The organism is Thalassotalea montiporae (assembly GCF_053485855.1).
Window position 1 is genome coordinate 389,100 of record NZ_JBQRUO010000001.1, and the last position, 20,986, is coordinate 410,085.

The window sequence follows — 20,986 nt, forward strand, 5'->3', positions numbered from 1 at the left end:
ACACCTGTTTATTTCAAGTCAGCAGCTGACGTTAACTGGTTATTGGTAGCGTCATACTTAACGGATGCCGCTTTCTCTAATTTACCGCCTTCGTCTTCAACGAAGAACATTTGTTCAATCTTAGTGTAAGTTAATGAAAAAGACTCTGATGGCTGACCACCGTCGCTACCTGAAATACTGAAGTTAGCCATACGTGCTTCTTCTAAAGAAATGACGAAATAAGGGACGATACCTTTGCCGTCGCGTGATGGTTTCGTCATCACTAGTTCGACTGTTTTGCCTTCCGCACCAGGTTGGAAAAGGTATGTTAGTAGGTAAGGTGTTGCTCCATCGTAGCCTTTGGCAATGCTGATTTCGCCCAACGCGACCATACCGTTATCTTGGTTGTTGGCATTGCCAATATCAACTGACACGCCTCGCATTGCACCCCATGATAAACTGTCAATGGCAAACCAACCTTTTTTGCTGTTTAGGTCTACTACAGTTGCTGCACCTTTGATGGATTCGTTGCCGTCAATTCTCATAAAGATTGAAGCCATTTTAATCTCCTTGTTGTAAAATTCTTATATCTAGGTTGTTTGTTATCGGTTTATTACCACAAACTACCGGACTGACTTTCAGAAGTCGGTTGCGATGTTTGCGTTGGTTCAGCAGGGCTTACTTGCGGCGTAGAAGCTTCTTTTGCTTCTACGGGAGCTTGCGCTTGCGCTGCTGGTTTAGGCTGCTCTACTTCTGCTGTCGGCAAAGCAACATCGTTGTTTAATAACGTATTAATATCACTGTCTACGCCTGTGAGCTTGCTGATTTCAGCTAGTACAGGTGAATCTTTACTGACTAACTCAGTCATCAATTCAGAAAATGACATATTGCCCCACTTAATCGCGCGTGCTAGCAAGTAGGGGATTGGGTTGTGTGGTTCTGTTTTTTTGAAGAAAACTGCAATGCGATTTAAGTCTGCTAGTGCATCTTCTCTCGTGTAAGCTCTTGAGCTTGTCTCAACTGCTGTAGCTTGTTGCGTTGTAACACTAGGTGCCGAGGTTCTCGTTGGCTGATGCTGTTCTAGACTAGTTTGGTCATTAGCTACATTTTGAGTTGCAGGCTCGAGAGACTCCTGTGAATCAGGTTCTTCTACTGTTTCCAGTTTTGGGCAAAAGTATAAATACATACTTTTGATCTGCTTTAAATTATCACGCACAAAGCTAAAGCCCAGCGGTTGCAGTTTGTCGCCTATCGCCGCTTCTTTACTGACCTCGAATCGATAATCATTAATGCACTGTTGAATAACCGCAATTTTACTGTCAATGGCCAGAATACGGTCATAACGCTCTTTTAATTCGTCGTATCGGCTGAGTGCGCTGGCGGTAAACTCTGCTTTTACAGAGTCAGTATTCCCTGATTTTTTGTCGGAAAGGTAATTACGCAGCGCGTAATCATCTAAAAAAGGAAATGCCATTAACGGGATGCTGAGCAATCCGCTATTTGGGTTGTCACCAATAAGCTGCTCTAGTGGGCGTGTTTGATTTTCACACTGTTTTGTCTGAACTTGGTTACCGTCATAATTAGCAAGCTTTTTTTCTGGCAGTTGGGGGTGAATTGTGTCACCTAGACTTGTCACAGCGAATACAAAGTCGTCTAAGCCTTGCTCCAACAAGGATAGATCACTGCGTTTATAGGCAAGAGCCGTTAACCACCAACAAAATATTTCAATGTCACGAGATTGATTTTTTAAGGCAGATTGACAAGCGACCTGCAAGTCTTCCCAACTTGCGGCATTTGTTTGCTGAAGCGCTTTATCACTGAGTGACTCGGTCGTCTCTACCAATTTACGCAGACTCGCTTGAGCGACGTTAAGCAAGTTGCGTAACTCGCGGTACTTCGAACGATCTGCTTTTAGATAGTCTCCGGACGTTAACGTGTCCCCATCAGAGAATAACAACATTGCGTTTTCGTATGTTCTTCTTATATTTTTTAATCAATTATATTGAACTAGACTCGTTTATTGTCAAGGCAATTATGACAAATACATCGCTAGCATATATGTTTCAACTGGTACTACCTTTGAGGAGGTAGATGTCATTGTGATCAAACATAAGCAAAGCACTTTTGTCACAATATCAGAGGCCAGTATCACACCGCTTTAGGTAATCTTTTCACCCGTATTAGACTCTTCACTCATCGGTAATACATCCTGTATTGCGATAGTAACAATCAATTGTGAGCAAAATGTGGATATTGAAATTATTGTGAAGTGTTCTGTTGTTTCAAACTTTTGGAGTGATTAGTTGCCTTTGCTTTGCTTTGCTTGGTTTCTGTAGGCATATGGAATTAAAGGCTTGCATTGAATCCGACTAAGCCTGTTCGAATTATTTTATTTACTTAAGACTTCCTTAAGCTTCACTTAGCAAAGTGTTCCTAAAACCAACGTATAGCGCAAAAGCATAGCGCTAACGCTTAGCCTTTACCTACAGGAGCACATATGGAACTGATTTTAGAAGCAATAAAGCAACGGGCTACCAGTGCGCCACGGCAAACGGCGTTAATTTGTGATGGTGACATCCCAAAAATCATTAGTAATGCAGGTTTGCTTGATGCTATTGCTGCGGCAGAAGGGAGTTTGCAGGCAGCGAATGTAAGTTGTCTGGGTATCTACATGGATAACTGTGCGGATTGGATCGTTTACGATCTTGCGGCGGCAAAGTTAGGCATCTGTGTTATCCCTATCCCCTTATTCTTTTCTCCTAGGCAAACTCAACATTTGATCGCCAACGCCGGTATTGATTTTGTATTGCTCAATAACCCTAAACTGCGCCAAGTATTGCCGATAACGGATACGTCGACTCAGGGGATTGAGGTCTCTGGCGAACACTGTCAATTAGTTGCTACGTCGCTAGCTAGCCAGCAGCAAAAGTATCCCAAAAACACTGCCAAAATTACCTTTACTTCTGGGTCTACGGGTGAGCCGAAAGGGGTATGTTTATCTTACGACAATATAGAAACTGTTTGTTTAAGCCTATTGCAGGCAATTCAGACGAATACTCGTGATACCAATCCTCGTCATTTATGTGTGATGTCGTTAGCAACCTTGTTGGAAAACATCGCAGGGGTTTATTTACCGCTATTGAGTGGTGGCGTTGTTATCACCCAGCCAATTCAGAAACTCGGATTTGACTCTAATGCTCAATTTGATGCAGCACGGCTAATTGAGCAAGTTGCCCGTTTTCAGGTAGCAAGCATGATTTTATTTCCTCAGATATTGGAAAATTTGGTCGCGCAGCCGTTCAAGCACTTATCTCGAATTGCTAACAATTTGCAGTTTGTTGCCGTGGGGGGCGGCGTTGTCTCTCCTAAGGTGTTACAACTGGCAGAGCAAATAGGGCTGCCAATATTCCAAGGCTACGGCTTATCCGAATGTGGCTCCGTTGTTTGCTTGAACGTGCCTGAGCACAACAAAGTTGGCAGCGTTGGCAAGGTATTAGATCACGCCCAGTTAACGGTTAATTCCGACGGTGAGCTGATTGTTCATGGTCAGTCAATGTTGGGCTATTTGGGCGAGTTTGCGGCAACTGGGAGCTCAATTGCGACCGGCGATCTCGGTTATATCGATGAAGAGGGTTATGTCTTTGTCACTGGTCGCAAGAAGAATATTTTAGTGAGCTCATTTGGCCGCAATATTTCACCAGAGTGGGTGGAGTCGATATTGACGGCGCAAAAAGAAATTAAACAGGCGGTGGTTATCGGCGAAGCTGAAGCGACATTATCGACGGTTTTGGTGCTAAATGATGAGAGCAAGAGCAAGGTCAATGTCAGCCAGATATTAGCTCGTGTTAATGCGCAGCTACCTGATTATGCAAGGCTGGGGCATTGGTATATCAGCTCTTACCCATTTACCGCCGAAAATGGACTACTAACCGCAAATGGCCGTCCTAAGCGAGCGGAGATACTGAGCCACTATGAAAACAAAACATTTTCAACACTAGCCACATCTAGCGCAGCTTAGCAGGAGAGATAAGATGACATTAACTAACACCAAATCAGTAGAGCGCTCAATACTTGCCAACCAGGCAAGCTTGCATATTCAGCAACAACTTAGCACGCGTGGCTGGGCACTGGTTAATCAGTATTGCGAAAACCTTGAGATGTTTAGTGCGTTATTAAAGCAATATACCAATCAGCTAACCTTTGACCCTGCGCGAGCTTTTATCGATGGCGTGAGCCAAAAAGTCGATGCTGGTACGGCTGCGGTTGGCCTGCATATAGAAAACGGTAATACGCCGTTCCCGCCAAAACTTGTGGCATTTTATAGCGCGAAAAGTGCGGCTAAGGGGTCACAAACTACGATATGTGATGGCGTTGAATTATATGAAGCGATGCCGCCTGCGATGAAAAAACAGTGGCAACGGCAAGTAACCGTCTCCCGTCAACTGCCCTCTGCGTTGTGGCGACAATACGTGGTCGATCAACATCCGCTGCTAGACAATCCTGAGCAAGTTTCAGCGCAGCATTTGCAAGATTTAATCAAGGTCAACGCACGGCAGCGCGGCACCATTGATGAGCAAGATAACCTTCATTACGAGCTTGATATTAATCCCTGTTTGAAAGTAAACGGCAGCACTGACAGCCACAAATTGGCCTTTGCAAACGCAATATTAGGGCCTTCGTTTAACTACCAAACGCCAGAATACCGCTTTGAAAATGGTGAAAAAGTCAGTGACGCCTTGATTCAAGATACCGCAGCGCTGGCAGAGGAGTTAACGATAGAGCACCAGTGGCAGGATGGCGATGTCATCCTAATCGACAACCATAGAGTGATGCATGGGCGCCGAGAAATCACCGTACCACTGAGCGAGCGCGAGCTATTTATCGGTATGGGTAGTTAGTCGTTTATTGTGTTGGAGGGAATAAAGATGAACAAACTTCAGTTAAAAACCTTAGCCTCATCTAATGTCTTGTTAACCGGGGCAACCGGTGGTATTGGCCAAGCCACTGCCAAGTTATTATGTAAAGCAGGGGCAAATCTGGTGCTACTGGGGCGAAGCCAAGAAAAACTTGAGCAGTTACAGCGCGAGTTACAAGCTAACTGCCTTAGTTCTGAGCAGCGAGTGTTTGCCATTCAGGTGGATATCACTGATGAAAATGATCGCCAAACATTACTTACTGCATTACAGGCATTGCCTTTTAAGGTGAATACTCTAATTAATAACGCTGGTATTAGTCAGTTTGCATTGCTTGAGCAGACCAGCCCAGCGCAATTAGAAAATATGCTGGTGACTAATTCGTTAGCGCCAATGCAGCTAACCCAATGTCTATTGCCGATGTTATTAACACAAGATAGCGCGCAAATTATTAACGTTGGCTCTACATTTGGCAGTATCGGCTATCCCGGCTACACAGCTTATTGCACCAGTAAATATGCACTTCGAGGCTTTAGTGAATCATTAGGGCGAGAATTAGCCGACACACAAGTCGCGGTTAAGTATTTTTCGCCGCGTGCGACCGCGACCACGATAAATAGCGATGCGGTTAATCAGCTCAATAAAGTACTAAAAACAGCGACTGATAGCCCGGAGTTAGTGGCACAGGAGCTGGTCACCTTGTTAGCCAGTCGCAAGCGTGAGCGCTATATTGGCTGGCCTGAGCGCTTTTTTGTCAAACTGAATCAGCTATTTCCCAATCTGGTCGGTCAATCCATTGCCAAACAGTTGCCGGTGATCAAAAGCTTTGCGCTAAAGTGTTGATGACCATAACAAATAAGGGTCTAAGCAGATTGATGTAGCTAAACAAATACGCTAGTTTAACGCGTATCACAATTATCATAGCTTAGAGCCTTATTTTACGTGCGCATTTTACTTGTTGAAGACGACGAACTCTTAGGTGAAGGAATAAAAACCGCTCTTAATAAAGAGGGTTACCAAACGGATTGGCTAACGGATGGGGCTCAGGCGAGTCAGGCTATTCAAACAGAATCCTTTGATTTGGTTATTTTAGATTTAACCTTGCCAAGTAAAGACGGTATTGAGGTGTTAAAGGATGCCAGACGTGAGAAATTTGATACGCCGATTATCATTCTCACCGCTCGCGATACCACAGATGACAAGATCATTGGCTTAGATTCCGGCGCCGACGACTACTTAGTCAAACCTTTTGAACTCGCGGAATTAAAAGCGCGACTTAGAGCCTTAGGGCGGCGAAATCATGGTCATGTCGAGCCATTAGTGCAACATGGTCGAGTGTCATTTAATCCTGCCTCACGAGAAGTGACCTTAGATGGCCAACAAGTAGAACTTAGCCGCAGAGAAACAACTTTGTTAGTTGAATTTCTCAATCATCCTAATCGTGTGCTCAGCAAAGAGAAGCTTGAAGATGTGGTATATGGCTGGGATGTAGAAGTAGAAAGCAACAGTATTGAAGTTCACATCCATCACCTGCGTAAAAAACTTTATAGTTCAATCATAAAAACGGTTAGGGGTGTTGGATATAAATTAGAAAGTAACTAAATCATGAAATCCTATTCAATCAGGCGTTATCTCACCCTGAATATTACGGCATGGGTGCTAACCATGACCATTATTCCTGCCGCTTGGGTCTACTATGACACCTCGCGTGAAGTCGAAGAATTATTCGATGCCAGCTTAGCCCAATCGGCACGCGTGCTGCACGGTATGCTCAGTCGACAAACCGTTGAACAGCATCAGGTACCTATGGTTGAAGCCTTGCTGGCCAAGGAAAAAGATCCGCATGTAATGCAACACAATTACGAGAAAAAAGTCTCTTTTCAAGTGATTGACGAAACTGGCTTAATTCTTCGCTCAGCCAGTGCCCCTGATCATCCTGAGTCTGGACTAAAGCAAGGGTATACCTTTCATCTAGTAGGCGAATTTGAATGGCGAATCTTCACCTTGTTTTCCAAAGAAGACAACTGGTGGTTAGTGGTGGGTGAGCGCATGGATATTCGCGATGAACTGGTGCACGATATTGCCCTTGATCACGCCATTCCACTCTTTGCCTTTACGCCGTTTTTTATTTTTATCGTCAACCTAGTGATCAGAAATGGCCTGAAACCACTGGCTATCATCGCCAAAGATGTTAAGGATCGAGATTACAACAGCTTAGAAAAGCTTGCCTATAACAAAGAGCCAGAAGAAGTGAGCAGTCTTATCGATGAAATTAATCTGCTTTTTGACTCTTTATCGGGGCAATACGAAAAGGAGCGGCGCTTTTCATCAGATGCGGCACATGAATTAAGAACACCATTAGCGGCATTAATGATCCATACCGAAAATCTGCTGGAAGAAAATGATAATGCCGCGCTTGACGGCGCTATCATCAACCTTAAACGCGGCATTCACCGGCTATCGCATTTGGTAACACAACTTCTCGCGCTAAGCCGAGCTGACGCTGAAGTAGCACACCACCAATTTGATGCAGTGAACTTATTAGCGATTGTCGATAAGGTATTAGCGGATAATCGTCAGCTTGCGCAAAATAAAGAGCAAACGCTTACGATAAAATACGTTAACAACACGGAAAATAGTTTGGAATTCCAAGGCAATGCGCCACTATTACACAATATGCTAAGCAATGTAGTTAGCAATGCCATTAAGTATTCACCAATGTCGTCTGATATAACTATCTTGGTGGATCTCGATGGGCAAAAAGTGACAGTGCAAGATCAAGGCCCTGGCGTGCCAGCAGAGCTATTAGAGCGTGTTAAAGACAGGTTTTTCAGAGTCCCAACCGCGAAAGCCGAAGGCTCAGGGTTAGGCTTAGCCATTGTTGATAAAATTGCTAGCCTGCATGAAATTCACTGGCAACTGCAGCAACGACCAGAAGGTGGCTTAGCGGTTGAGTTTTCATTTGCTGTACATGGCTAATCTGGCAGCGCTTGCCAATCGCCAATCTCTTTATTCTATAACAGATGGGTTTAGCCTCTATATTAGGGGCATAAATGGCGCGGCAATGTTGCGGACATGGGCGTTCTTTTAAAGATAAAATGCCGATACAGGCAATTGTCATGATAATGAATGTTTGTGGTAAAGAATGCTTGTGAAAGCGAATGGCAGTAACGGTAAACGGCTGTATATTCCAGCAAACGACAACTTATATGCTACAGCGGCTAATCAAATAGCGATTTACTAAATAACCATGAGTTCAATAAGTAAGAAAAGTAGAGCGGCGAATGCCGCATCTACATGATTTGATTGTTTTTGGAGTGTGAGCCTTATTCCACTACTGGTGGCGTGTAAGTATCGCCGTTTAACTCGCCAATAAAGGTCGAGTTACAGGTGGCGACACCAGCTTCTGTTACCAACTCACTAAAGACAAGGTAGCCTTCAAACGAGATGCTTAAATATTGCGTCTCCTGCTCTGATACTTCGCTTTCTAACGCATCATCGCTGTCGTCGTCATCTTCGTCGTCATCGTCATCGTCATCGTCGTCGTCATCGTCGTCGTCGTCGATTTCGTCGTCGTCGTCGATTTCGTCGCCGTCATCGAGGTCGTCATCTTCATCATCGACCTCATCTTCCGACGCGTTATCTAGTTCAACGAATTCAATATCATCTGCTGTCCAGCTACCGACCAGTTCTAGTGCAGGATCGCTAAGGTAAAGCTCGCTATCAGGGTATGTGCCTAAGGTATCGCACTCACTAGGTAGCATCTCGACCTTGGTCAGCAAATCGACTTCTGCTGAAGTCTCATTATCTTCTTGCACGATAGAATTAATCAGTAGTTGCTGGTTATGTAGGGTAAATTTCGCGTCGACCAGTTGCTCTTCGGCCTGCGCACTTGCAGCGCAAACTAAGGCGGCAGATACCGCGTTAGCAATGGTCAGTCTTTTGATGTGTTTTACTTTCATGATCAATGTCCTCTTTGTATCAGATCGTTAAGTAAGGGTTAGTGGCACGTTTTTGTGCCTATTTTTTGAAGTCAGTCGCAACAACCGCGACTTGTTTCAAAATCCATTGCAGCCACAAGTAGGCGCTACACCTAGCCATTGGTTGACTTGTGGCTTAAAGGTTTGCTCGGTTAACTGTTTGATGTGTTGCATCGCTGAACTGGCTAGCTCAGTGCTTGCTCTAAGGAGCGGCCTGCGATAGCAGCCCTTTTTTGAATAGAGAAAAAGTATGGGTAAGACGCCATGGGTAACTGGCGGGAGATTACCCGTCTTTTCGGCTGGCCTCGAGATAAGTAGATGACGATTTTGAATTGCCTGTGCTTGCCTCATAACATGCTCCTAAAGCGTCGTTATGTACAAATTAAGGGGCGATCCTTAACGCAATCTTAAGAAATCAAAATAATTACTCAGGCATGAATTGAGTTAATTTTGTTGAAGAATTTTGGATGCAATAACGCTTATTTTGTGCAAGCACAGAGGGGAGTGAAAGCTAAAAAAGCTTGTCGTTTGACAAGCTTAGATAATTAAAAGCAGATTGAAGTGGCTAGTCGAGCGCCTTATTTACCTCGGTGAGTAAGGTCGCAACCTCTTGCTGTCGGTATTTATCTGCTAATGGTCGATGCGCTCGTTTTGGCGCCGCTTGGGCAAGCAGTAAATGCTCTTTGGCTTTTGGCCACTTGTCTTGTTCAATATAATATTGCGCCAAGAAGAAGTTTACATCGATGCCATCAGGATTGATTTGTTGTGCCAATTTTAAATGTTTCTCGGCTTCGTCATCATCCCCGAAACTGACCGGCCAACCGGGCACCTTAAGGTACAAAATACCTAAGCTGGTATGTGCTGAGCCATCAAGCGCTTGGTCATTAAGGTCAATGGCTAATTCAAACGCTTCTTTTGCATCATCAATTAGCGATAGGGCACCTAGACCGCCTTTTGCATTTGCATAACTTGACTGAACGATGCCATGCCAGATCCATGACTCTGCTTTTTTAGGATACTCACTTGCTAAATTTAAGCTTTGCTCTGATAGCTGCTTAAACGCCGCCTGTTGAGTTTTGTCCTGAGCTTCATAGTTAGCTTTTGCCCAAGCATGCTGAACGGCAAGCAGTTTATCATTAAAGGTGTTGCTTACTTCGGTGGCAAGGGCGGCGCTTGACAGTAGACAGCTAGATAAAAGGTAAGTGGCTAATTTCATTTATATTCCTTATTTAGATAGGTATTGCTTAGCTAGGTATTGCTGAGTTAATTGCGTTAAATACTGTTCACAGATTTCATCGACGCCAGCGTTTAAAAAGTGACGATAAGGCCTGTGGTAAGGGGAAGTTCGCACTTTATCGACGATGTTTTTGAGCGATAAGGCGTAAACTTTCGGATTGGTTTGATAGTAACTGCCCCAGTGTTCGTCTGAATCACGCAGCTGCTCTGGGCAGGCATCGACTAAATAGTCAAGCTGGATACCGCCTTTTTCGATGATGTTTTTAACCTTGTGCGAGGCGGAAAAAACCAGGTAATCGAAACCTAGCTGTTGCAAGCTAAGCGCAGTCACCATAAATAACGGCAGGGTTAGCATACGGCTATTGCTATACAAATGGCCGATCTCGACGATGTTGTTGCGCGCGACTTTTTCCGCCTTAAAAAATGGGTGTTGCTCAATCGTATGGTGAAAGTATTGCTCGACAAATAAGGGTAAGTGTCCCCCTCTAAAACCAAGTGATGCTTTCTTTTTTGACTGCTCAATTGCAATTAAGTAAGGCATCGAAACTTGAATAGATGCACCATATGCTGTGCGAAAGCCCGACTGAATAAATTGCGCTATTTCTGCTCTCGATGATGAATGGCGGTTGGCAAAAATCACCTGTTTCTCAGCACTTTTATCTAATGCCTTGGGTTGCTGAGGGACAAATAATGGCGGCGTAAAGTGTCTTTCTAGACTGTATGCTTGCATCATAACGAGCTCCTTTTCACTGGCTATGTGCAAACACTAAGAAGTGAATCTTAACGAAACCTTAAGAGATTTATTAACATTGAAATTAACTAATGTGATTAATTACCTGGTTGCCATAAAGCGCAGACTGTTTATATATTCTGAGCGGCACTCTTTGAGATTTATTTTAATAATTAGAAGTATAAGAACTCGTGAGGAGCATTAAAGAGAGTATGGATGGCTTGATTCTTAAGTTAGCTCTTAGCGTTAATCAGTATGTATTTTGAGCCATCACTAAGTGAACTTATCAAGCGGTTAGATTGTTTCTCATAATTTCGTAGGTTTATTCACTATTTACTCGATTCAAACAATCGAGTAAATAGTTTTAGGGGGGCAGGCGAGGCGGTGGCTCTAAATACCTCATCGCTAATAATTATCGTCAGTCAAACTTAGCGAGCAAAGCGAGATAGTCGGTTTTGGGTTTGTTCGGCTTGTGTTTGTGCCACTTGTGCTTCGTTGTTGGCTTGTTGCATTTGCCCTTGTAAGGTTTCACTCAAGCTTGAGATGTTTTCAACGTTGCTATGGGTTTGAAGGTACTGTGCGTTGAGCTCATGAATGGCATCACTGATGGCGTCAAACTCTTTGGTGTTGGCATTAAAGTCAGTCATCATTTGAGCAAACGTTGAGTTGGTTTCTTCAATGGTATTATGCGTTTGCTGCGATTGGTCAACTAGCTTGTCAGATTCCGTTTTAGTGTCAGTGACCAAACTGTCCATATCGTTAATAAATGAAGTAATCTGCTGGGTTGCGTCAGCAACTTTAGAGGAAAGCGAGCGCACTTCATCCGCTACTACGGCAAAACCTCTACCTGCATCACCCGCTCGCGCTGCTTCAATTGCAGCATTCAATGCCAGTAGGTTGGTTTGGTCGGCAAATTCTTCCACCATTTTAAGGATGTTACGGATATTACCTGCATTTTGCTGTAGGCCGTCAACGGTTGTTGCGAACTGGCCAAGTAAGGCACCGATTTGTGCAGTTTGCTCTTGTATTTGGGTCAGCTGCTGGTTTGCTGACATCGCTTTATCTAAGCTCGATTTGTTGCTAGTTGCAACCGTTTCTGACGCGCCAACAATATGGCTGATACTGTTGTTGATATGGTTACTGGATTCAAAAATTTGCTCACTGAGCTGCTTTTGAGAATTCGCTTTGTCGTTGGCAACAGCGACTGCGTGAACAACGCTGTCGGTAGCACTATTGGCTTGCTCTGAATTGCTGTGAATGGTGTTAAGTAGCTCAGATAAGTTGGCAACAAAGGTGTTGTACTGTTCAGAAAGTTGGCGAAATTCGTCGTGAGTGAATGCCGGTAGCTGAGTGGTTAAGTCACCATCATGGGAGTTAATGTTTTGTAAGCTGGCTAAAATCGCTTTAATTGGCCTAACAAATAAGTAGTGCAGATAGAATAGAGTAAAACCGAAGGCTAAAAAGCTGAGGGCAAACAGCGTTTTCCCCCAAGTTAAAATAGTTTCTGTTTGCTCGGCAGAAGCGCCATCTAATTGTAGAAATAAGACAAACGCAGCGATTTGAAATAAGAGTAGAAAACCTATGTTGCCGATGATTTTTCGCGACAAGGTATAAAAAAAACTCGTTTCAATAAACGAATATAACTTCCAAAATCCTGAACCCATAATACCTTTCTCTACTTTATACTTAACTGATGCAAATTTGCCCAAATGATGAAAAATTGATTAGTGCCTTTGGTTTTCAGCCGATTAACAAAACTATCAAACTCTAGATGTGGCAAGTATAAACGTCCTACTTGTTCCCGAAAAGTCTAATAAAATTTTGTTGTCGAGCAAGTAAGCCATCACGCTTTAATCAAGCGTGATGGTAATTTTCTCAGCCAGTGACATTGCTAGGTTGTTGTCGTAATACGCTGCTTCATTAATAAAGTGCGGATAGGCTTCATATTCACCTTGGTAAGTAATTTCACCGCCATCAAATAGGGTGAAAATAGGGTCGCCTTTACTCAATGGCTTGAAGTCGTTGTCTTGCACGTTTTTGTGCACCATACCGATACGCTCGCCGTCTTCATCTTGTGGCAGTGTGAGGCTTTCGGTGTATTTGTAAGCATCGTAGCTAGCAGGCAGTTCAGGCAACCGGTTGTTATTGTAGATTACGACAAAATCTAAGATGGTTTGCGTCATGGTCTCCATCCAATCGAGCACGTCTTGGCGTATCACCGATTGCGGCTGAGGACCAATTTCAACAATCACCCCCTGTGGTGCAATGGATGCCAAGAAGTAATGTTCTTCCATCGACACCTGATCTTCATAAACGACAATGGCTTCAGGCATTTTTGACAATACGTAAGCGCCCATTTTTTTATTAAAATCATCCGATTTTAATAGGATCAGGGTTGGCCCCATGTTGCTGGTGGTATTGTGCAAGTCGATAATAAAGTCAGACTTGGCATTTCCTTTCGGACCAAGCTGGGCATTGATAACTTTAGCTCTGCTTTGTTCGTAGTTAGCCAATGCTGGGTTGGCGAGATCTTCAAGCGTGAACTGTCGGTTAAGATCGCAGTCAAGATAGCGTTTATTTTCTTCAAAGCCTTTGGGGTTGGCGAATAAGGTTTCGACGTTAAGCCCTTCTCTGGCGAGTAAATCAGGGGATTTTTGCCATTTTCTTAACAGGTAAATTCCACTGAATTCGTTACCGTGCGTACCACCGACTACGGCAACTTTGTTGATTTTTTTCATTAGTTAAGGCGTCCCTTATTCGATTGAGCGTCTGCTGAGCTCTTATCTTACTCATGCTGATGAAAATTAACATGAGTAAGCTGTTATTTTCTATATCAATTTGAAAGGTGAACAAGGGGCAACCTTTGTTGATTATCGTATGGGCATAAAAATGGCGTCTAATGTAGACGCCGTTTTTGATTACTCACCTGTCTCAAATTGGTGAGAGGAGGTTAAACAGTAAAAAGCCTTCAGCTTAACCTAACTATTGTGTGATAAGTGCAGAGCCAACCGTCCAAGGGGCACCTGCTTCACTCATGGCTTTCTGCAATGCTGGAATTGTCGTGACTTCCAGCACATTCAAGCGCTTGGTTACCGCATTCAGGCCTTCAAGTGCATAGCCAAATTGCTCGCGATGCTGCTGAGTAGGGCCATAAGACGAGCGTACTGCCGACATGGCGTAACCTAAGCGGCTTGCGATATTGGCCGGTTTCGCGCCTTTGCGATCACGTGATTTCAAGCCAGTTAACTCAAGGTTGATGGCGTTAATTTCTGCCTGAATGTCAGCATATTGTCGCTCTAACGCTGCAATATTGTTCGGCGTGCGATCAATGGCTGTGCGAATCGCTTCCATCTTCTTGGTAATACCTTTAAGTACGGCACTTGCGGCTGAAGATTGACGCTCTGCTGCAACCACATCTTGGCCGAACTTAACGATTTCATCTTGTGAATTACCACTAATTGCCGCGTCAAAAATAGGTTTAAGATCAAAGGCTACAGGGCTAGCAAGTTGACTAATTTCACTGCCAACGCGCTGATATAAAGTCGCTGTGTATTTACCTGGTGATGCCATTAAACCCTTAGCAAGTGGGTGCCAAGGCGATTGTTTCTCGCCTGTAACCGCAGTGCTCTTAGCATAGGTCATATCCCAAGTGATACGGTGTAAACCTTTTGTTGTTTTACCTGCAACACGGTTAACAAATTGGCCGTTTGCGTCGGTAATTTCAAGGTAAACAGCAGGTTTAGCTTCTTGATTTTCTTTTTCAATCGCTTCCCAGCTTGGGTATTTAGGATATTTCTTATCTTTCACCATTTTCTTTTCAGCTGCTTGGCGCTTTTCTTTTGCGGTCAATAAGCTGTCTTTTAAGAAATAGGTTAGGGTCGCACCATGTGCTGGGTTTTTCGCTGCATAGCGATCGTCACCGTCAGATCTTGCATGATTCGTATCTAACGAGAACCATTTTACTGGGCGGCTTGGCGCAAATAATAGTGCGTCTTGCTCCATCGCTTTTTCAGTGAGGTTACGCAGTGGTGCATAGTCATCTAAAATGTAGATACCACGGCCAAAAGTACCGGCAACTAAATCGTTTTCACGGCGTTGAATTTTTACATCGCGAGTTGAAATCGTTGGTATGCCGCCGTTTAGCTCTAACCACTTATTACCACCATCAACCGTGAAGAAAACACCGAATTCAGTACCGATAAACATCAGGTCTTTATTCACGTGATCTTGAACAATGCGCCATACCAAGTGTTTCTCTGGTAGGTCTTTGGCCAGTGATGTCCACTTTTTACCTAAGTTAGTGGATTTGATTAAGTAAGGCTTAAAATCACCGTACTTGTGGTTATCAAGCGCAACATAAACTGTGTTTGGATCGTAAAGATCGGCGCGGATATCGTTTACATAGGCAGTCGCAGGTACGCCGCGCACTTTGCCTAAGTCAATTTTTTTCCACGTTTTACCACCGTCAGTGGTGACTTGAATTAACCCATCGTCTGTACCGACCCATAAAATGTTCTCATCCACTGGACTTTCTGAGAAGTTAGCAATGGTGTGATATTCCGACATCGCGTAAATATCCCAGCCAGCTTCTACCGACCAAGTACGTCCCATCATTGGGATGTGCATACGATTACCGTTTTTAGTTAAATCACCTGAAACGGGTGTCCAACTGTCGCCGCGATCGTCAGATCGCCAAACGCGCTGTGACGCAAAATATAAACGCTTTGGATCATGGCTTGAAACATTGATTGGTGCATCCCAGTTGTAGCGCTCTGCTGGCTCACCCGGACGAGGCTGTGGCTTGATGTAAACATTTTCACCCGTTTTTACGTCACGGCGGTTAAGGTTACCTTGTTGCCACTGCGAGTACATAATATCTGGGTTGCCCGGCTCTGTTGCCGGCTGATGACCATCGCCACCTAGTGTGAGGAACCAGTCTTTGTTTTTAATGCCTTCTGCTCGTGCAGTGCGCGATGGACCACCTTGCGTTGAGTTATCCTGTGCGCCTGCGTAAACATTGTAAAAAGGCTCAGCATCGTCAGGAGCGACTTTGTAGAACTGAGTTAATGGCAAGTTGGCAATAAAGCGCCAGTGCTCCATGCGATCGTGCGACATATAAATACCGCCGTCTGAACCAATTAAGACAAAGTCAGGATCGGTTGGGTGGAAGGCAAATGCGTGATCGTCGACGTGCTTGCGTTTAGTGCTAATCGGCGTCCAAGTTTTACCGCCATCATCCGACACTTTTGAGTAGTTACTGGCAATGTAAACGCGATCAAATTGGTGCTGATCGGCAAAAATTTCTTGGTAGTAGTGAGGGCCTGTACCACCGCCGACTTCGTCAGACATTTTCTCCCAACTAGCGCCGCGATTTGCGGAGCGATAAAAACCACCTTTGCGATTGTCGGTTTCGATCGTTGCGTAAACCACATCTGGATTCGTTGGCGAGATTGCCATACCAATCTTACCCATGTTGCCTTTTGGCAGGCCAGTTTTTAGCTCAGTCCATGTTTCGCCGCCATCGTCTGATGTGTGAATACCTGAGCCTGGGCCTGTACCTACGTAAATGGCAACTTTGCGCTGGCGTGACCAAGTGGCTGCGTAAAGTTTGTCAGGGTTACGTGGGTCGATCAACAGTGAGGTAACACCCGTCCACTCGTCTTCAGGCGTTAATACTTGTTTCCATGTTTTACCACCGTCAGTGGTTTTGTAAAGACCGCGTTCGCCGCCGCCCGTCCACAATGGGCCTTGCACTGCCGCCCAAACAATATTGGAATTGGTCGGATGAACAATAATATCGGAAATGCGCTCAGATTTTTTTAAGCCCATGTTTTTCCATGTTTTACCGCCGTCGAGTGACTTGTAAATACCATCGCCGAAACTGATATGGCGGCCACCGTTATTCTCACCTGTACCTACCCAAATTATGTCTGAGTTACTCGGATCGATAGTGACATCACCGGTTGAGTAAACCGCTTGCTTGTCGAAAATAGGTGTCCAAGTTGTACCTGCATTAACCGTTTTCCAAATACCTCCTGAGCCTACCGCGGTATACCAGGTAGACGGATTGTTTTGGTCGACGGCAATGTCAGCAATTCGACCCGACATATAAGCAGGGCCGATATTGCGCATTTCCATCGCATCAAAGGTTTTACTGGTAAACAGTGATTTGTTTTCGGCGTCGTCCGACTTGGCTGAGACGCCAGCAGCAGACACCATCAAGGAGGCAGCTATCGCTGCTTTGAGTAGGTTTTTCATGTTTCACCGAGTTTATCGTTATTTTTTGTTACAAAGTAACACTAGTTTGAAATGATTCTCTGTTCAAGCGCAGAAGCGTTTAGGCAACAGGTATTTGCGTTAAACGGCAATAAGAGTAATTTCCACACTGCTAGATAATATATGAATAATATACTTAAAATAAATTTTATCTAGTATTTTATTATACATATCAACGGTATAGCTTGGTTTTGAGCCTATTTCAATCTCCTTGTGTTGCTAAAATAGAAGAGTAAGCAATATTTTGTCTCAAAATATGTCAATTTATTTAACAATATAGTTCACCTCTTATTATCGTAATGTTAACAAACCCTTAACAATCAATTGGATGAGATTTTGGATCGAGCTTTGCTAGTCATAACAAATTCTGGCTTGGTTCATAGCTAGTAGTCTTTGTGTCGGTCAGAAAAAGTGGTGCAGTGCCTTTTAAGCATAGCTACCGCTATCCAATAACAATAACTGATTAATAATAAGAATAACTAAACAAAGGAACCTTCATATGACAATAAATTATTACCATCCTTAAACATTTCTTTTCTCAAAAACGGCAGTTGTTTTAAACCGTTTTTATACAGCCATCTCATAAAATTTGTGGCTGTTGACGAACGTAATTCACATAGAAGTTAAAAACTTCGACAGGAGAAAGCAATGAAGTTTAAAAGAAAACTAACGGTGAGTTTAGCAACACTTGCGCTGACCGTTGGTATCGCTCAAAGTCATGTATATGCCAACACAACTAGTGCCAACACAACTAGTGCCAGCACCAGTGTCGACCAAACCGGACTTACGTCTAAAAGTAAAAAGCAATCAGATGTCTATATTGTTCAGCTAAAAGGGGCATCAGGTATTACCAAAGCATCCGAGCTTGGGGAGCTATTACCAAGTAATCAGTTAGTGGCAAGCTTTGGTAACCGTTATAACCCGACTACACCGAATATCACCAGGTACATCGCAACAATGAAAGCGAAACAAGCGCAAGTGGCGTCTGACATTGGTAGTGTGGATATACTTTATAACTACGCGCACACGGTTAATGGTTTTGCCGCGAAGTTGTCGCCAGAACAAGTAGCTTCTTTACGCGCTCATCCCGAGGTTCTCTCAGTAAGTGAAGATCGAATAGACTCTCTTGACACATCAAATACCCCTGCTTTTTTAGGGCTGGTAGATGCAGTCAATCAACCGACACTCGATGTGAAAGGTGAGAATATCATTATAGGTGTTCTAGATTCCGGTATTTGGCCTGAAAACCCAGCCTTTGCTGAAGATTCTAATATTCCAGAAAGAGCCTATGACGCCCCACCAGAAGGTTGGCAAGGTGCTTGTAACGTCGGCACGATAGGAACACTACTCGGCGATGACGATACTATTATTTATTCTGATGAAACAACAGATAAAGACGAAACAGTTACCTGTAACAATAAGCTAATAGGTGCGCGCTATTTTGGCACGGGCTTTACTGCTAGTGGAGGAATAGATTTCGACAGCGGTGAATTTGTGTCCGCAAGAGATGCTGATGGCCATGGAAGTCATACAGCAAGCACAGCTGGCGGTAATGCAGGGGTTCAAGCCTCTATCCAGGGCATAGATATTGGTGTTATTTCAGGCATTGCACCACGTGCTCGTATTGCTGCTTATAAAGTATGTTGGCCTCGAAGTTGTACAACTGTTGACCGTGTAGCAGCTATTGATCAAGCAGTAGTTGACGGTGTTGATGTTATTAACCATTCAATTGGCAATTCACCGACCATTGGTGGTTTGAGTACGGTTAACATTGCTTCATTAAAAGCTGCCCAAGCAGGTGTCTTATTTGCTGGTTCGGCGGGTAACGAAGGGACAGATGGTCCGGGCTCTGTTCGTAATATTATGCCTTGGATGATAACAGTGGGTAACTCTACTTATGACGGTACTTCAAAGCTTATTGGTAACCAGCTCGAATATAACATCGCTGATGCAGAGACGACGGCGGTGTTTTCATTTGTTGGTACGATCAACCCACCAGTTCCTGCAGAAGGGCTAAATCGAGAGCTTCAATTGGTTAATGCTGAGGATACAGAAAATATCTACACTGCTTGTGACCCTCTAACTGTTGACTTGACGGGTAAAATCGCCTTAATTGCTCGTGGCACCTGTAACTTCACCGTCAAATTTAGAAATGCGCAAGAAGCTAACGCTGACGGCATTGTTGTTTACACAGACGACAGAGCGCCATTGCAAATGGGGGCTACTGAAGATACAAGCGATATCTTAATCCCAGGCGTAATGATTAAAAACTCTGATGGCCTAGTTCTTTTAGCGGCATTAACAGCAGAAGTCCCTCCGCCTGTGACTGTGAATATGACCAACAACTCTATTGATGAAGATTCAATTGAAGTGGGCAACATTATGAATTCGTCATCTTCCATAGGCCCTAACCCTCAAACTGCTGACATTATTAAACCAGATATTACGGCGCCGGGCTCACGTATCTTAGCTGCTTCGAGCTTTGATCAACTTGGTTCAAACTCTGACGGTGAGAACTTTACGTATTTGTCTGGTACATCAATGTCTAGCCCGCACATTGCAGGCATGGCTGCGCTTTTGATGGAAAAGTACCCAGGTTGGTCTCCAGCACAGGTGAAATCAGCCTTAATGACAACAGCTTATCAAGGGGTATTTAAGCCTAATGGTACAACGCCAGCTGATCCCTTCGATTTTGGTGCAGGACATGCCTCACCTGTAGATGCTACTGATCCTGGACTTGTTTATGACGCTAATTTCCTAGACTACCTTGGATTTTTATGTGGCCAAGGCGCAGATGGCTTAATTTCGGGCTTATTGGAAGGGAGTGATTGTCAAGCCATCAGTGACAGTGGTTTCACAACAGACGCGAGTCAGCTTAACTTACCTTCGATAGCTATTGCTGAGCTTACCTCGCCAGAAACAATTTCTCGCACAGTAACAGATGCAACAGACAATGGCGGTGAATATCAAATATCTGTTGAAGCGCCAGCTGGTATTGACGTAGTAATCACTGCGTTTGACAGTGAAAATAATCCAACAGAAGGAAACACATTAGTTGTGCCTGCAAATGGCAAAGCTAACTATGCGTTGACATTCTCTCGCACTGAAAGTGCGGTGATTGGGCAATGGGTATTTGGTTCGGTGACATTAACAGGTAACGGTGGTCATGTCGTGCGTAGTCCAATTGCTATTTTACCTGCAGAAACCGTATTAATTGATGCTCCACCGGCAGTATCTGTCGATTTGAATAGTCGCGGTCGTGGTTCATTTGTTGTGGAAATGCTTTATTCGGGTGAAACGAGTATTGACTATGTGGGCTTAACACCATCTGAATCATTCTCCAATACTGCAGAAGCTAATGAGCCGTTTACGTTTGGCTCTGTATTCGATAAAGGTTATTACTTGCCAGTACCTGAAGGTACTAAAGCCCTAAGAGTTCAACTTACAGAAGATATGGTCAGTGTACCTGCTGCTGATATTGATCTTTGGTTAATTGTCTGTCGTGAGGGCTTCTGTTCAGTTGCGGCGACATCGCAAAACTTTGGTAACAATGAGCAGATTATCGTGATGGATCCTGAAGTGAGAGATAATCCAGCAGAGCTTGATACCTACATCTTGTACATGCGTCCATTCGATACTGCTGGTGAAGCTAGCGTTGACTATACAGTGACAAGCTGGGTATTGCATCAAGCAGAAAGCTCTACTCGTATTCGCGCTTCAACACGTGCTGTTGATGGTCGATTCAATAGAGTTTCTATCACCAGTCGAAATTTAATTGAAGGTAACTTGCATATGGGCGCAGTCACTTTCTATGACGATGGTGGTACACCTCAAGCTACCACATTAATAGAAGTTCAGAATTAGTAGAGATA

14 protein-coding genes are annotated in these 20,986 nt (G+C 44.0%); 6 read left to right on the forward strand and 8 right to left on the reverse strand.

Going from position 1 to position 20,986, the window contains the following annotated elements; all coding sequences use genetic code 11:
* Positions 1 to 8 precede the first annotated feature (8 nt).
* Together ACSLUR_RS01640 and ACSLUR_RS01645 are read right to left on the reverse strand one after the other, a co-directional pair.
* Positions 9 to 539 carry an Hcp family type VI secretion system effector gene (locus tag ACSLUR_RS01640; protein ID WP_116015109.1) on the reverse strand — a complete coding sequence of 177 codons (531 nt, stop codon included), beginning with the start codon at positions 537 to 539 and terminating at the stop codon, positions 9 to 11.
* Between the two features lie 53 nt (positions 540 to 592).
* On the reverse strand, positions 593 to 1,939 hold the full coding sequence (locus ACSLUR_RS01645; protein WP_448551211.1) for a type VI secretion system protein TssA: 1,347 nt from the start codon (positions 1,937 to 1,939) through the stop codon (positions 593 to 595).
* Positions 1,940 to 2,476: 537 nt separating this feature from the next.
* On the opposite strand from ACSLUR_RS01645, the gene ACSLUR_RS01650 reads away from it, so the two are divergent.
* From ACSLUR_RS01650 to ACSLUR_RS01670, 5 genes are all read left to right on the forward strand, one after another.
* A complete protein-coding gene (locus ACSLUR_RS01650) occupies positions 2,477 to 3,997 on the forward strand; it encodes an AMP-binding protein (protein ID WP_448551213.1) in 1,521 nt (506 codons plus the stop codon).
* A gap of 13 nt (positions 3,998 to 4,010) precedes the next feature.
* On the forward strand, positions 4,011 to 4,877 hold the full coding sequence (locus ACSLUR_RS01655; protein ID WP_448551215.1) for a TauD/TfdA family dioxygenase: 867 nt from the start codon (positions 4,011 to 4,013) through the stop codon (positions 4,875 to 4,877).
* Positions 4,878 to 4,904: 27 nt separating this feature from the next.
* Entirely contained in the window at positions 4,905 to 5,735 is an 831-nt protein-coding gene (locus ACSLUR_RS01660) for an SDR family oxidoreductase (protein WP_448551217.1), read from the forward strand.
* A 99-nt stretch (positions 5,736 to 5,834) separates the two neighbouring features.
* On the forward strand, positions 5,835 to 6,494 hold the full coding sequence (locus ACSLUR_RS01665; protein WP_448551219.1) for a response regulator: 660 nt from the start codon (positions 5,835 to 5,837) through the stop codon (positions 6,492 to 6,494).
* A gap of 3 nt (positions 6,495 to 6,497) precedes the next feature.
* Positions 6,498 to 7,871, forward strand: a complete 1,374-nt coding sequence (locus ACSLUR_RS01670) for an ATP-binding protein (protein WP_448551221.1) — start codon at positions 6,498 to 6,500, stop codon at positions 7,869 to 7,871.
* A 347-nt stretch (positions 7,872 to 8,218) separates the two neighbouring features.
* Here ACSLUR_RS01670 and ACSLUR_RS01675 read toward each other — a convergent pair whose 3' ends face one another.
* The 6 genes from ACSLUR_RS01675 to ACSLUR_RS01700 all read right to left on the reverse strand — a co-directional run bounded on the left by ACSLUR_RS01675 (position 8,219) and on the right by ACSLUR_RS01700 (position 17,057).
* On the reverse strand, positions 8,219 to 8,854 hold the full coding sequence (locus tag ACSLUR_RS01675) for a hypothetical protein (RefSeq protein WP_448551223.1): 636 nt from the start codon (positions 8,852 to 8,854) through the stop codon (positions 8,219 to 8,221).
* 583 nt (positions 8,855 to 9,437) lie between these two features.
* Positions 9,438 to 10,088 (reverse strand): tetratricopeptide repeat protein, encoded by a 651-nt coding sequence (locus ACSLUR_RS01680; protein ID WP_448551225.1) that lies wholly within the window; start codon positions 10,086 to 10,088, stop codon positions 9,438 to 9,440.
* Between the two features lie 9 nt (positions 10,089 to 10,097).
* On the reverse strand, positions 10,098 to 10,841 hold the full coding sequence (locus tag ACSLUR_RS01685; RefSeq protein WP_448551227.1) for a thermostable hemolysin: 744 nt from the start codon (positions 10,839 to 10,841) through the stop codon (positions 10,098 to 10,100).
* 425 nt (positions 10,842 to 11,266) lie between these two features.
* Entirely contained in the window at positions 11,267 to 12,502 is a 1,236-nt protein-coding gene (locus tag ACSLUR_RS01690; RefSeq protein ID WP_448551229.1) for a methyl-accepting chemotaxis protein, read from the reverse strand.
* Between the two features lie 186 nt (positions 12,503 to 12,688).
* On the reverse strand, positions 12,689 to 13,576 hold the full coding sequence (locus ACSLUR_RS01695) for an aspartoacylase (RefSeq protein WP_448551231.1): 888 nt from the start codon (positions 13,574 to 13,576) through the stop codon (positions 12,689 to 12,691).
* Positions 13,577 to 13,820: 244 nt separating this feature from the next.
* Entirely contained in the window at positions 13,821 to 17,057 is a 3,237-nt protein-coding gene (locus ACSLUR_RS01700) for a VPS10 domain-containing protein (protein ID WP_448552960.1), read from the reverse strand.
* A gap of 705 nt (positions 17,058 to 17,762) precedes the next feature.
* On the opposite strand from ACSLUR_RS01700, the gene ACSLUR_RS01705 reads away from it, so the two are divergent.
* Entirely contained in the window at positions 17,763 to 20,978 is a 3,216-nt protein-coding gene (locus tag ACSLUR_RS01705; protein ID WP_448551233.1) for a S8 family serine peptidase, read from the forward strand.
* Positions 20,979 to 20,986 lie beyond the last annotated feature (8 nt).